We start from the raw sequence: 12459 nt of genomic DNA on the forward strand, positions 1-12459 counted from the left end.
GCCCTTAGAGGGCGTCACCCAATAAGCCTCCGGCTCCGCCGGAGGTCATTTAACTAGCTCGAATAGCTCTGTTTACCTGTTCGACGCTCTCTTTGACCGTTAACCGCGGTTTATCGTGATATCTGATACAAATCCATGCTCAGTGCTGGTTAACGCCTGTTGCAGCATTTGAGCGGCTTCTTGAGCTGTCATAAAGCTTGAAGTATCCATTGCTTTGCCGCTGGTTCCCCAAAACTCTGTCGCCATTCCGCCGGGATAAACCGCAACGATTTTCATCGGGTGACCTTTGAGCTCTAACCTTACCGATTCGATAAAGCCTTTTACTGCCCATTTTGCTGCGCAGTAGGTGGACTCTTCTGCTTTAGCGCCTTGAGCCGCGGTCGACATCACGACTGCAATGGTGACGGGTTGATCTTTGTAACGCTGAACCAGCTCGCGAATCAGAAATATCGAGGACTCGATATTGTTTTTTAGCATGTCACTGATCGCCGCTGGATCTTGCTGTTCTATCTTACCGAAGTATCCACTGCCAGCGCTGTGAACCACCAGTTTTGGTGTTTCTGGCAATGCATCAAGCAGTTCGCTCACGGAGTTCGGGTCACATAGATCACAGGTTTGGCTAACGGTATCTGCTGGTAGGTTTTTCGCTAATTCAGCTAAACGTTGTGAGCTGGGGCCAGTGATCATTAAGCGCTGACGGCTGTTTGATGCGTTCGCATATTGCTTAGCTAAAGCTGCGCCTAAACCGCTGCTTGATCCGGTGATTAAAATCATGGGGACTCGGGATTGTTGAATTGAATCGAGATAGTAAGGCTTTGAAAGCGTGTTTTCTGAGATCTAAGACCAAGATGCTGAGGCTCATGACTAAGATTGCTCGATAGAATTGAGGTTTGAGAAAGTGATGTAAGCCAGGAAGGAAAAAAGAAGGAGTACTAAAAAGTAAAAACGCCGGCATAGGGCCAGCGCTTTTGAAAATCAGATTACTCGTCGTCGAACTGTTTGGTCGTGAATGAGTCTTCGATTCTGTTGAGCTCTTCTTGATCTTTCACTCGCTGTTCTTCTTGGCGAATGACTTTCGCTTCATTGAAGCGTTTCTTTTCCGACTTAGTCAGGAATTTTACAGCTTTCTTGTTGGTCAGTGCGTAAGCAACTACGTCTTCGCTTTTTTCTCTGCGGTCGTTTACACGTTGTGAGAAACGTTCATTGTCGCGAGCTTTACGCTCCGCTGAGGTCAACTTGCTCATGCTTTAAAGCCTTTTCAATTATTCATGGTAGGGAATCTACGCTTAGCGAAACCAATGGGGAAAAGCTCTGAATTGGTGGAACTGTATATCACGTTCGCTCAACTGAGTTTAGCCCATTTGTATGCTGGTGGCGCATCTTAGCACAAAGGCTTGAGCATACAGGTATGCTATTCGAGGGATTAAACAGAACAACCCACAATTTTCTGTTGTGGGTTGAGATTGCATTGCGGGCAGAGATTCTTTTTTGAGGTAAAGGTTATCTCTGATGGATCTGAGAATCAGAAACGCCAGTTAATTAAAGTTTTTCGATATACAAAATCACCTCACCGACTTTAAAGCCGAACTTAGACATCTCGGTTTTGTTGAACAGGCGTTTGTCGTCCATCAAGAACATCCAATCATCAAGCACTACGTCATAGGTGCTACCGTCTACTTCGATTTCTAAATCGTATTTCCAGTAAAGCGCTGAACCTTGGGTCTCTCCATATGCCGTGCCAACGACATCGTTGGCGGTGCCTGTGTAGGTGTTGTCTCCGGTTTTGATGAGATTCCAAACGCGAGTTGAACGCTCACCATCAGCAAAGGAGAACCACTCTTTAATTTCTCCGTTGTTTCCGTCCCAAGTCGCGATAAGCTTGGCATCAAAGCGGCGCAGTAAGTCTCCCGAACGATCGAGGACCATGCCATAGGTCTTCAGTTCACCATTAAAAAAGGTTTCAAGCTTAAGTTCCGGAGTGGTGTCTACGTGGTTATCTAAACTTGCAGAGCCACAACCCGTCAGCCAAGTGAGTGAAAACAGTGCCAAAGCAAATTTTATTATTGTTGTTTTTGGATTCATTTGTTCAAACCTAATAGTTGTTTGCGTAGACCGGGCTCAGATGTATTTTCAGATAACCAAATCGCGAGAAAGGCTTCACCAAATTGCTTGTCTTGGATGGTGCCGATGGGTTGCTCATCGAAATAGAAGCGACTTACGTTGTCTTCAGTTACGCGGATAGTGAGTGTGCTTCCTGCTTCTACGTTAGGCCACATCTCGTAAAGAGGCTTCAACCAACGTTGAATATTGTTATTGGAGTAACCAAGTTTGCTCCATTGATCTTGTGTAGCATCAACGAGGTCTTTGCTGTCAATCGCGCGGTAATATTCAAGCTTTAAAGCGCGTTCAGAATTGGTTGGGGTCGCGTAGAATTCAGCTGAGTAGAGCGTCCAAAACAGGTAGCTCATCTCACCTTGGCCGCGTTTGCTTAGATTATCTACAGCGGAAGCTTTAGCGCTTCCTGCGAATAGCAGTGCCGCGCAAATGAGGGTTAAGGTGACTAAGCTAAATAGTCGATTTCTTGATTGCTCGCTTGCTTGTGTGCGAACGCGACTATTATCGCTCTTAGAATTGAGCGCTTGCGTAGGGTTGCGTGGAAAAGCCATAAGTCACCTCGTTGTTGCCATTTTGGGTTGTACTAAGTTGGAGTAAGCGGCCACCAGTAAGGGCAACAAAATCCCCCAACTTAATGCAAGGGCAGCTAGCACCGATGCATCTGGCCAAGTAGTAAGAAGGGCGCCTGCTTTGATGCCTCCCCAATAACTACTAGTACCTGCTACGAACCCTATGACAAACAAGATCACTTTTGAGCATTTTAAAAGCCAATTCAGGCTGTGATTGAAACTGATTAAGAACATGATCCACAGGCAAATGAGCCAAACTGGAAACCAAGATTGATTAGCAATTTCAGAGTCGACGGCAAAAATACCGAAGTGGAGCATGAGGCTATCAAGCAATAGCCCCAATGGTAATAAGACGAGTATTTTCAAGTCGCTACTGCGAGTTGGAGAGAGAAGGAAGTGAACCACCACGATCAATGGCGTGACGAACGGGGCTTGCGCGGTAAAGAAGGCGCTGCAAACCCAGGTCGCTTGAAACAGAACGAGATTAATAATCCAAAACCGTTTCATCTTTTGCTCCAAAATAACGAGGTTTTCTTGCGACAAGGTGATGAGTACTGATCACGCGCTCTAGGAATGCCCCTTCGCAGTAACAGAAGTAGAAGACCCAAAGACGTTTAAACTCTTCTGAATAGCCTAATGATTCGAGTTCTTCCCAGCTGTTTTCAAAGGCAACGTTCCAGTCGTTGAGTGTGCGAGCGTAGTGAAGGCCAATGTCATCGATTTCTTGGACGACAAGGTCGGTGCTGGTCGCAAGATGTTGAGTCATCACGGCAACCGAAGGTAAACAACCTCCGGGGAAGATGTACTTCTGAATAAAGTCGACGCCTTTACGGTATTTATCATAACGACTGTCGGCAATGGTGATCGCTTGAATCAGCATTTTCCCTGAAGGCTTCAACAGAGAAGAGCACTTTTCAAAGAAGGTTTGTAGATATTCATGTCCGACCGCTTCTATCATCTCGATAGATACCAACTTGTCATACTCACCAGTGAGGTTGCGATAATCCTCTTTCAGTAGGGTGATTTTGTCGGTTAAGCCGAGTGCTTTGACGCGCTGTTCTGCCAGCTCGTGCTGAGCGTCTGAAATGGTAGTGGTCGTAACGTGGCAGCCGTAGTGCTGAGCCATAAATATCGCCAATCCGCCCCAGCCAGTGCCTATCTCAACCACGTTATCTGATTCAGACAGTTCTAAACGCTCACAGATGGTTTTCATTTTGTTCTGTTGTGCTTTCGACAGGGTTAACGCATCTTCGCTGTAGATAGCAGAAGAGTATTGCATTGAACTGTCTAGGAAGCGCTCATATAGCTCATTACCAATGTCGTAGTGGGCGAGAATATTACGTTTGGAGCCTTGCTCGGTGTTGGCGTTCTTACGGCGTAGCAGTAAATTTTTGATTCGTGAAATCCATTGCGTCTTGTCATCAAGCTCGTCTAACTGTGCTTGATTTCGAGCCATGATTTGAATCACTTTGGTGAGATCTGGACTGGTCCATTTTCCATCAATGTAGGCCTCAGATGCACCAATACTGCCGTTCATCACAACATCTCGATAAAAGCTCGCATCATGGATAACAATCTGAGCGCTCAAGGTCGCTTCTCTGTCTCCGAACACCGAATGTTGGTCTCTTTCTATCACTTCAAGTTTTGCGAATTGCAGACGTTCTAGAACCTTGAAAATCAGAGCTCGATATTTGCAGTTGCTTGAAACAGCAACGGCTTTAGCTTGTTGTTCTACGTTGTTGTTTTGTTTTGCAAGCTGTTCCATGGAAACCTCGCTGATAACTCATTCTAATATTTTGTGCCAACTAAGCTGGGTTGTGCCCCTTAGTTGGAGCGAACCCAAGCTTGGGTCGAGTTCTATTATTTAGTTGCTGTGAAGACACTTAAGATGTTGAGTCTGGGTGCCCCACAAACGGTACTTTCTTCAGGAATAATTTGAGAGCCTGATAATAAATTCCCATCACGACTTTTATCGTCATCGCCGGAATCTTGAATACCGTTCGTCTAATGTTTGTCTTGGTTACTGACTGTTTCGTCAAGGCCAGTGTCGCATCGAAAAGCTTGTCGTCTCGGCGGCTTTCAATGTGGACCAAGGTGCGTTTCGCTGGTGGCTTAATCTTCCAAAAATAAGTCATGTTCAAATCCATGAACGGCGAAACGTGAAACTCTTTCTTAACCTTTAATTCTTGGTGCATGTCGATGAGATAGTAGTGTCTTTCTCGCCAAGGCGTGTTACTCACTTCAGCCAACATGTACTTACAATCTCCTGTTTCGTCGTAACAGAAGAAACAGTTGATTGGGCTGAAATAAATCCCTAAACAACGGCACTGAGCCAGCATCGTTACACGGTTTGATACAGACCAAACCCCACCAAGTTGTCGTACTTTGGATGCTATACGTTGCTTAAGTGATTTAGGTTCATCAGCTGTGACATTTTCTTTTTTTTCAGCGAGATAATCCGATTCAACAAAGCGAATCGGGTTATACCACTGAGTACCGAATAAGCGACTGCGAGTGGTTGTTTGAGGGATTTCATCGAGATCTAATCCCATCATGTACAACTGGTAGCTAAATTCATGAGTAATATCGCCAAAGCGGCGGTGGCGTACGTTACCCCAGTAAATTCCGCTGAGCTCTTCACTCTTTTCTGATGCTATCCCCATGTCGGGTGTCATGGTGTGAGTGTTCATCGTACTGAACTCGTGCTCAAATCTAGGCCAAAGCGCTTAGTCACATCGAGAGCACTGTGAACACCGTCTTCATGGAATCCGTTGTACCAATAAGCGCCTGCAAAGTGGGTGTTGTTTTTGCCGCAAATCTGCTCGCGTTTATGTTGGGCTTCTACCGTGTTCGAGTTAAGTACCGGATGATGGTAAACAAAGCTGCGAATGATTTTATCAGGCGCTATCGCATCACTTTGGTTTAGGGTTACACAGAAGGTGTCTTGGCTTTCAATGCCCTGCAGAATGTTCATGTTGTAAGTGACACAGGCAGGTCTTTGGCTGTTGCCATCGAGCATGTAGTTCCAGCTAGCCCAAGCCAGTTTACGGTCGGGTAATAGGTTGGTATCTGTGTGCAGAACCACCTCATTTCGGCTGTAAGGGATCTCCCCTAGTACCTGTTGTTCTTGTTCAGTTGCGTCGCCCAGCAATCGCAGGGCTTGGTCTGAGTGACACGCAAATATTACCTCGTCGAAGTCTTGTGTGCTGCTATCTTCGAATTCAATGGTAATCCCTGACTGTTGGCGAGTGACTTGCTTAATCGAGGTGTTTAACGCGACCGGTTTATTCAAGCATGAAAGGATGATCTCGACGTAAGAACGCGAACCTTTAGGAATCACATACCATTGAGGGCGATTGGCAATGTCTAACAGGCCGTGATTGTAGAAGAACTGGATAAAGAACTTGAGTTCGAATTCTTCCATCTCTTCCAAGCTTGTGGACCAAATAGCAGCACCCATCGGCAAGATGTAATGCTGACTGAAAAAGTCGGAAAATTGATTCTCGCACAGGAAGTTGCCGAGGGTAACATCTGGCGTGAATTGGTTGCTTTCAAACTGGGCTTTACACAGCTTATTGAACTTGAGGATGTCAGATACTAAAGACCAGAACTGAGGTTTGAAAATATTACTCCTCTGAGCGAATAACGAATTAATGCTGTGGCCGTTGTATTCGAATTTAGTCGTGGTGTTGTGTACGCTGAAGCTCATTTCGGTCGGTTGCCTTTCGACACCGAGTTGCTCAAGCAGTTGGTTGAAGTTTGGGTAGGTTCTGTCGTTGAATACGATGAAGCCAGTATCAATTGAAAACGCCTTGCCTCGGTGTTCAATATCAACCGTAGCAGTGTGCCCGCCGACGTAGTCATTTTTCTCGAATACCGTAACTTCGTGGTGCTTATCTAATACATGTGCGCAAGTCAGTCCAGATATGCCTGAACCTATAATGGCGATTTTTTTCATTGTTATACCATCCTTGAAGCGAGTTTTTGCCAAACTGGAGTCGGTAGCATTCTTAGTAATTTCATTATTAATATGAATCGTCTTGGGAAATCGATCTCGCTCTTTCCTTGAGCAATACCATTTACGATTCGTTGAGTGGCTGCCTCGCTACTAATAATCATAGGCATAGCGAAGGAGTTTCGCTCGGTTAATGGTGTTTCAACAAAGCCTGGGTGCACAATTGAGACATGAATGTTGTGCTCGGCGAGATCAACTGAGAGTGTTCTACCTAAGTAGGTGAGAGCAGCCTTTGAAGCGCCGTAAGCTTCGGCTCTTGGCAATGGTAGAAAGCTCGCGCTTGAACTGACCAAAACCAAGCGGCCGCCGGGCTTGATGTTTTTTAGCCAAGCTTTAAGGGCGTAGCCAATTGAAATTAGGTTGATGTTGATGACGCGCTCGAACAACTCTGCGTCGAAATTGACAGGATCATCGATGTACTCACAATCACCCGCGTTCAAGATCAGTAGGTCGAGCGGCTTATCTTGGTCGAGTACTGGGAAATTGTGATAATCGGTCAAATCAAAACAGAGTGGGTCAATTGACGAGTGCGATAAGTCTGTCTCGTGAGAATCAACTAAGGCTTGCAGTTTGTCTTGATTACGGCCGCAAGCAATCACTTGATGCCCTTGTTGAGCATAATCTATAGCGAGTGATTGGCCGATACCTGAGGTCGCGCCTGTGATCATAATACGCATTATCGGCTCGCTCTTTTTTTGATGGATTTGATCGCGCAACCTAGTACTGGGATGTGCTCGTACAGCATCGAACCCACATCCAGATAATCGCGATGATAAACCACTTGGTTGTCCAACATTTTAATATGGCTGTGCCCTTGAACTTCAATCGGCTTTTGTCCGTTGAGTTGTTTGTGAGCGAATTGCATTGTCCAATAAACGGATGCTTCATCTTTCACTTCAAAGGTGTGTTCGATGTGGAAGTAACAACTAGTGACATGTGTGTAGAGATTCTCGAAGTAATGAGTTAACGCGACAATCCCACTGACATGATGCAGTGGGTCTTGGAATTCGATATCAGGGTGATAAACCGTCTTTAGCACGTCGAAATTGTCGGTTCCGAGTTCTCGATACATGTTGAGAAAGTTATCAAGCCATAGAGAGTTATCCATAATATTCACTCTAATTATTTGAAAAAGGCTAAGGCTCTCAATCGTGCTTCTTTGTGTTCAACGATGGGTTGCCAGTATTCGCTGTTAATTCCGTTTTTTGCAATGTAATCATGTGGAAAATGCACATGCTTGTCAGGAATATTTTGCAGCTCTGGTATGTACTTACGAATAAAAATTCCTTTCGGATCAAACTTTTCACTCTGGGTGATCGGATTGAAAATTCTAAAGTAGGGTTGAGCATCACAGCCAGTACTTGAAGCCCATTGCCAACCGCCATTATTCGCGCTGAAATCACCATCGATAAGGTGAGACATAAAGAAGCGTTCGCCCCAGCGCCAGTCAATCAGCAGGTGTTTGGTTAGGAAGCTTGCTACCACCATTCTGAGCCTGTTGTGCATCCAGCCTGTCTCAACCAATTGACGCATCGCTGCATCAACTAATGGGTAGCCTGTTTTTCCTTCGCACCACGCTTTAAAGCTCGGGTTGTCGTGATACCAATCTAAGCCGTTGTATTTCTGCTGAAAGTTCGCACCTTTAACCAGTTTAGGATGGTGGAACATCAAATGCTTATAAAAATCTCGCCAAATCAATTCATTGAGCCAAGAAAAGGCTGGCAACTGAGTATCAAATAACAAGTCCGGCTGTTGTTGAATCAATTGAATCGCTAACCATCGTGGGCTCACAGCGCCAATGGTTAAGTAAGGGGAAAGGCCAGACGTGCCTTTTACCGATGGAATATCTCTAAGGCGAGAATAGTCATTAACTTTATTGGCTAAGAAATTGGGAATCACGCTCTCAAGGACGTCTTGGCTCAGTGGCCAACGCTCTGAATCGGTACGCGGAAAGTCGAAATCGTACTCGCCAGAAAAACCACTTAACGATTGTTTCAGTTGTGATAGATTCTGAAGCGAATCCGTTTCAGATGAATCTGTTTGCACTGATCCTGCTTGTGCCGATCCTTTTGAATGCACTGGAGCGTGGCTGCAAATGATGCCTTTCGCTTGCACTTCTTTTAACCATGCGTTTTTGAAAGGTGTGAAAACCTTGAACATCTCACCTTGTTTATTCAGCACGCTACCTAATGGCAGAATCGTATCGCAGTCGGTTATTTTGAGCTTGATGCCGCTAGCAATTAAGCGTTTGTCTCTTAACTGCTCATCCACTTCCGGCTCTGAATTAGCGTACACACATGAAGCATCGATCTGTTTGCACAAGTCGATGAGCTGGGTGGCTTGATCGTTAAAATCCGTGGCTTTGAGATGCAGCAGAGTGATACCGAATTCAGCGAGTTGTGATTCGAACTGTTTTAGGTGTCGATAGATTAAGTCCGCTTTTATCGGTGCCAGGTGATGTTGTTGCCATTGCTGCGGGGTTGAAATAAAAACGGCGATAGAGACGCCGTTTTCAACTGCAGAGACGAGAGCTAGGTTATCGTGAACCCTCAGGTCTCGTCTTATCCATAGAATGTCGCTCAATATCCGTATCTCAGCTTAAGTTCTTGTGGGTGCGGGTTTAGATAAACTTGTGATTGTAGGTACTCGTTTGGGTATTCCATCAGATAGTGGTTGATCAGCGTTAGTGGAACTAACAGAGGAACTAGCCCTTCTCTGAATGATGAAATCTGATTGGTGAGCTCTTGTTTGTGAGCGCTGCTCAGTTGTTTCTTAAAGTAACCTTGCAAGTGATGCAGAGTATTAGCATGACTGCCGCGATTTGCATGATGCATTAGCGCCGTCATCAGACCTTCGATGTACTTTTCAGCCAGATCATCGATCTCTAAATCGTTACTCGCTAAAAGTTTGCCTAGGCTCTTGTAGCCTTCAATGTGGTGGCACATCACTAAATACTTGTGAGCGCTGTGAAATTGAATCAGCTTGTGTTTGGTTACACCTTCATCGACAAGATCGAGCCATTTTTGGTAAGTGAAGACTCGGGTCATAAAGTTTTCACGCAGGATTGGATCGTTGAGGCGACCATTCTCTTCTACTGGAAGGAGGGGATTGCCTTGCATTACTTGCTGAGTGAACAAGCCTACGCCTGTCGACTCCGAACCACGCCCGTGGTGGTGATAAACCTTTACTCGCTCCATGCCACAGGTTGGACTTTTTTGACACACAATGAACCCTGCGATGTGTTGGTTATTCTTTGAATAGTTTTGCCCAAACTCGATCAGTTCATCGGTGACATCGCCAGAACCATCAGGTCGAGAAACATGAATAATGTCGTCTAACATTCTTGTTTGACGGATCGTAGGACGAGGCGTTGGAAGGCCAACCCCCATCTCTGGACAAACTGGCTCAAGTTCTACGTAGTCTGCAAGATCGTCTGTGCAAAAACGGGAACGCTTATGGCCAGTATCGAACCGAACTTTATGACCGGCGACACATGCACTAATGCCTATTTTTATTTTTTTATCCATTGGTCAATTCCTTACGCTCATTGCTCGTTGTTATTCTTATATTGTGTGTTTTGTTGCTTATTAAACATTACTTTAGTTCGGTTTTTACTTCTCTTACTAGCCAACTCTATGAGTCTTGTGACGTACCCGATAAATCTTTTCAAGCTAATAAATGTATTTACCCAGTGGGTTGAACAGTTGGCTCACCCCTTTAGTGAAATACAAGGCATCACTTGAAACGGTTAAACACACACAGCCTTCTTTAGTCGCAGGTTGGTGGGTGTGTTCTCCATCTAACCAGATGAAATCGCCTTTGTTGTAGACACCCATTTCGTCTTCGAAGCTGCCTTCTAAAAGAAGCGTGATCTCGAAGCCTTTGTGAGTGTGACAAGGCACCTGTCCATCCTTATCTATATGTAGCAAGCTAGTGTGGTGTGATTCGTCATCGAAATCGAGGCGTGCGCGAGAAATCTTGCCCAAGTTCAACCAATCTTTTCTTGCGACTGAATTGAGTGCGCGAGGAATCGTAAAGGTTGTGTTAGACACAGTCTCTTGTTGCGCTTCAACAACGACTTCGAGAGCCTGTGACAAATCAGCTGTGATCTGGTCAATAGCATCAAAATCAAATTCTTCGTTGTCGGCTAGAAACGCATCCATTTCACTGTCAGACAATTTTAGCCCTGCTGTGTCGTTTTCAAAGGCAGATGTATCGCTTTCAAAGACGGTGTCAGCGGCTTGCGCCGTCAACATGCTTACTTGTTTTTGACAGTGTTCACAAAGCTCTACATGGCTAGAAACAATCAGAGAAACCGAATCCGCTAGATTGCCATCGACAAAATCTTTCAAGATTGCCGCATTTGGGTGATGTTTAATCATGGTCTTGTTCCCCCATGTGAACTTTTAGTTTGGCGAGTGCGAGTCTTAGACGTGATTTAACAGTTCCAAGCGGGACATCGAGTTGTTGGGCGAGCTGCTCTTGCGATAACTCTTGGAAGTAGACACCTTTCACAATGGTTTTTTGAGCGAGAGGCAACTTTTCGATTTGAGTCATTACATGACGGCTCATTAGATGATCGCCAAACTGAAGCTGATCACTTTGTGATTCGGCTACCATGGCGTCAATTGGCCAAATGTCGTCAGCGATGGTTTGCTCTGCTTTCGCTTTTACCTTTCTTAACATATCAAAGGCGGCGTTTCGCATAACGGTATAAACCCAAGTGGTCGCTGCGCCTTTCTCTTCGTTGTAGAGGTGCGCTTTCTTCCAAACGTTGGTCATCGTGTCTTGGACTAGCTCGTTGGCAGCGGCTTCACCGCCCAACTTACTGATGCCAAAACGCTTGATTTTGGGAGCAAAGAATTTAAACAAGCAAGTAAATGCCTGCTTATCTCTGTCTGAACCAACCAAAATCAGCCAGCTTGAGAGCTCTGTTGGTACCTTACTTTCGGTAGGTAGTTTGTTGTCGGGGATAATGACATGCTCCTTGCCGTTCCCTGTTCTTCTGCTTTCCACTTGCATAGTAATTAACCATCATGCGAATTTGATAGACACTACGTGGAGAGTGAGAGTAGGGATCACTTTAATTTAAATTAATTTCTACTATACAAAATTATAGTGAATAAAAGTGCTTATTGCCCTGTAATGATTTGATTCAAAAAGGGAACTAAAGACGGAAAACTAGCGGGTTCTGTGAATTTGGTTTTCTTTTCCAATGGAATAGGCATCATTTCGAGGAGTCGAGCACAGATCCATTGAGGGCTTTCAAAGTCAGGCGTGGGGTAAAGTGCTCTGATTGAATCGTGTTCTCGAAACAACTCGACAAGAAACGCAGTCACCACGTTCGGCACCTTATAGCTGCGTTGTGGCCAGTGAGGTAAAGGGCGGAAATCACTTTTTATTAAATCATCTGTGTCGCGGAAGGAGGAGTGCAGTTGCACCAACTGTTCGCCTTCAACATCGATTTCCAGAATTTGGTCATCGGACATATTGAAATCGACAATAGACACTTTTGTCCCCCAAGAACTCAGGCGATCGGAGTTGGTATTGTCCTGAGTCGCAATGATGAAGCCGTCTCCTTGCGCAGCATGAGCGACCATTTTCAAATACTTGGGTTCGAAAATACGCAGTCTTTGTCTGCCTCTTGGCAAAATGAATAACGGTAGAGGAAACACCGCAAGCTCTTGAGAAGTCTCTACGGGTGTTTCTGATTCGGTTTCTATCCGTGTGATCTTCTCAGCTGAATTCGGCACATAGCAC

The 12459-nt window shown here is 45.2% G+C and carries 15 protein-coding genes; all 15 read right to left on the minus strand.

Features of this window, described 5'->3' with window-relative positions; genetic code table 11:
• Positions 1 to 99: 99 nt before the first annotated feature.
• A complete protein-coding gene (locus tag AB6C75_RS10970) occupies positions 100 to 774 on the minus strand; it encodes an SDR family NAD(P)-dependent oxidoreductase (protein ID WP_372107776.1) in 675 nt (224 codons plus the stop codon).
• 206 nt (positions 775 to 980) lie between these two features.
• Positions 981 to 1244 carry a DNA polymerase III subunit epsilon gene (locus tag AB6C75_RS10975; protein ID WP_372107777.1) on the minus strand — a complete coding sequence of 88 codons (264 nt, stop codon included), beginning with the start codon at positions 1242 to 1244 and terminating at the stop codon, positions 981 to 983.
• 295 nt (positions 1245 to 1539) lie between these two features.
• Positions 1540 to 2082: a DUF3833 domain-containing protein gene (locus AB6C75_RS10980; RefSeq protein ID WP_372107778.1), complete on the minus strand. Its 543-nt coding sequence runs from the start codon at positions 2080 to 2082 to the stop codon at positions 1540 to 1542.
• Entirely contained in the window at positions 2079 to 2666 is a 588-nt protein-coding gene (locus AB6C75_RS10985) for a chalcone isomerase family protein (protein ID WP_372107779.1), read from the minus strand. Before AB6C75_RS10985 ends, AB6C75_RS10980 begins: the two co-directional genes overlap by 4 nt.
• Positions 2667 to 2669: 3 nt before the next feature.
• The gene (locus tag AB6C75_RS10990; RefSeq protein ID WP_102257689.1) at positions 2670 to 3191 is read right to left on the minus strand and encodes a DUF2878 domain-containing protein; all 522 of its coding nucleotides are present in this window, start codon (positions 3189 to 3191) and stop codon (positions 2670 to 2672) included.
• Entirely contained in the window at positions 3169 to 4449 is a 1281-nt protein-coding gene (locus AB6C75_RS10995; RefSeq protein ID WP_372107780.1) for a class I SAM-dependent methyltransferase, read from the minus strand. The genes AB6C75_RS10990 and AB6C75_RS10995 overlap by 23 nt, the downstream gene beginning before the upstream one ends.
• A gap of 118 nt (positions 4450 to 4567) precedes the next feature.
• Positions 4568 to 5374 carry a DUF1365 domain-containing protein gene (locus AB6C75_RS11000; protein ID WP_372107781.1) on the minus strand — a complete coding sequence of 269 codons (807 nt, stop codon included), beginning with the start codon at positions 5372 to 5374 and terminating at the stop codon, positions 4568 to 4570.
• Entirely contained in the window at positions 5371 to 6642 is a 1272-nt protein-coding gene (locus AB6C75_RS11005) for an NAD(P)/FAD-dependent oxidoreductase (RefSeq protein WP_372107782.1), read from the minus strand. Before AB6C75_RS11005 ends, AB6C75_RS11000 begins: the two co-directional genes overlap by 4 nt.
• A gap of 2 nt (positions 6643 to 6644) precedes the next feature.
• On the minus strand, positions 6645 to 7376 hold the full coding sequence (locus AB6C75_RS11010) for an SDR family NAD(P)-dependent oxidoreductase (protein ID WP_135383490.1): 732 nt from the start codon (positions 7374 to 7376) through the stop codon (positions 6645 to 6647).
• Positions 7376 to 7807: a nuclear transport factor 2 family protein gene (locus AB6C75_RS11015; protein ID WP_372107783.1), complete on the minus strand. Its 432-nt coding sequence runs from the start codon at positions 7805 to 7807 to the stop codon at positions 7376 to 7378. The genes AB6C75_RS11010 and AB6C75_RS11015 overlap by 1 nt, the downstream gene beginning before the upstream one ends.
• A 14-nt stretch (positions 7808 to 7821) precedes the next feature.
• Positions 7822 to 9282 carry a deoxyribodipyrimidine photo-lyase gene (gene phrB / locus AB6C75_RS11020; protein WP_372107784.1) on the minus strand — a complete coding sequence of 487 codons (1461 nt, stop codon included), beginning with the start codon at positions 9280 to 9282 and terminating at the stop codon, positions 7822 to 7824.
• Positions 9279 to 10226 carry a DUF523 and DUF1722 domain-containing protein gene (locus tag AB6C75_RS11025; RefSeq protein WP_135381918.1) on the minus strand — a complete coding sequence of 316 codons (948 nt, stop codon included), beginning with the start codon at positions 10224 to 10226 and terminating at the stop codon, positions 9279 to 9281. Before AB6C75_RS11025 ends, phrB begins: the two co-directional genes overlap by 4 nt.
• Positions 10227 to 10370: 144 nt before the next feature.
• A complete protein-coding gene (locus AB6C75_RS11030) occupies positions 10371 to 11081 on the minus strand; it encodes a ChrR family anti-sigma-E factor (protein WP_372099753.1) in 711 nt (236 codons plus the stop codon).
• On the minus strand, positions 11074 to 11721 hold the full coding sequence (locus tag AB6C75_RS11035) for a sigma-70 family RNA polymerase sigma factor (RefSeq protein ID WP_009846090.1): 648 nt from the start codon (positions 11719 to 11721) through the stop codon (positions 11074 to 11076). The genes AB6C75_RS11030 and AB6C75_RS11035 overlap by 8 nt, the downstream gene beginning before the upstream one ends.
• A 110-nt stretch (positions 11722 to 11831) precedes the next feature.
• A complete protein-coding gene (locus tag AB6C75_RS11040; RefSeq protein ID WP_017102353.1) occupies positions 11832 to 12452 on the minus strand; it encodes an LON peptidase substrate-binding domain-containing protein in 621 nt (206 codons plus the stop codon).
• Positions 12453 to 12459: the final 7 nt, after the last annotated feature.

The organism is Vibrio sp. 10N.237.312.B06 (assembly GCF_041464685.1).
GTDB classification, from domain to species: domain Bacteria; phylum Pseudomonadota; class Gammaproteobacteria; order Enterobacterales; family Vibrionaceae; genus Vibrio; species Vibrio tasmaniensis_A.

Excerpts from the sequence above, each read along its gene's own strand:
- AB6C75_RS10975 (WP_372107777.1), bottom strand. The coding sequence starts at position 1,244 with ATGAGCAAGTTGACCTCAGCGGAGCGTAAAGCTCGCGACAATGAACGT.
- AB6C75_RS10995 (WP_372107780.1), bottom strand. The coding sequence starts at position 4,449 with ATGGAACAGCTTGCAAAACAAAACAACAACGTAGAACAACAAGCTAAA.
- AB6C75_RS10970 (WP_372107776.1), bottom strand. The coding sequence starts at position 774 with ATGATTTTAATCACCGGATCAAGCAGCGGTTTAGGCGCAGCTTTAGCT.
- AB6C75_RS10980 (WP_372107778.1), bottom strand. The coding sequence starts at position 2,082 with ATGAATCCAAAAACAACAATAATAAAATTTGCTTTGGCACTGTTTTCA.
- AB6C75_RS10990 (WP_102257689.1), bottom strand. The coding sequence starts at position 3,191 with ATGAAACGGTTTTGGATTATTAATCTCGTTCTGTTTCAAGCGACCTGG.
- AB6C75_RS11010 (WP_135383490.1), bottom strand. The coding sequence starts at position 7,376 with ATGCGTATTATGATCACAGGCGCGACCTCAGGTATCGGCCAATCACTC.
- AB6C75_RS11025 (WP_135381918.1), bottom strand. The coding sequence starts at position 10,226 with ATGGATAAAAAAATAAAAATAGGCATTAGTGCATGTGTCGCCGGTCAT.
- AB6C75_RS11015 (WP_372107783.1), bottom strand. The coding sequence starts at position 7,807 with ATGGATAACTCTCTATGGCTTGATAACTTTCTCAACATGTATCGAGAA.
- AB6C75_RS11000 (WP_372107781.1), bottom strand. The coding sequence starts at position 5,374 with ATGAACACTCACACCATGACACCCGACATGGGGATAGCATCAGAAAAG.
- AB6C75_RS11005 (WP_372107782.1), bottom strand. The coding sequence starts at position 6,642 with ATGAAAAAAATCGCCATTATAGGTTCAGGCATATCTGGACTGACTTGC.
- AB6C75_RS11035 (WP_009846090.1), bottom strand. The coding sequence starts at position 11,721 with ATGCAAGTGGAAAGCAGAAGAACAGGGAACGGCAAGGAGCATGTCATT.
- AB6C75_RS10985 (WP_372107779.1), bottom strand. The coding sequence starts at position 2,666 with ATGGCTTTTCCACGCAACCCTACGCAAGCGCTCAATTCTAAGAGCGAT.
- AB6C75_RS11030 (WP_372099753.1), bottom strand. The coding sequence starts at position 11,081 with ATGATTAAACATCACCCAAATGCGGCAATCTTGAAAGATTTTGTCGAT.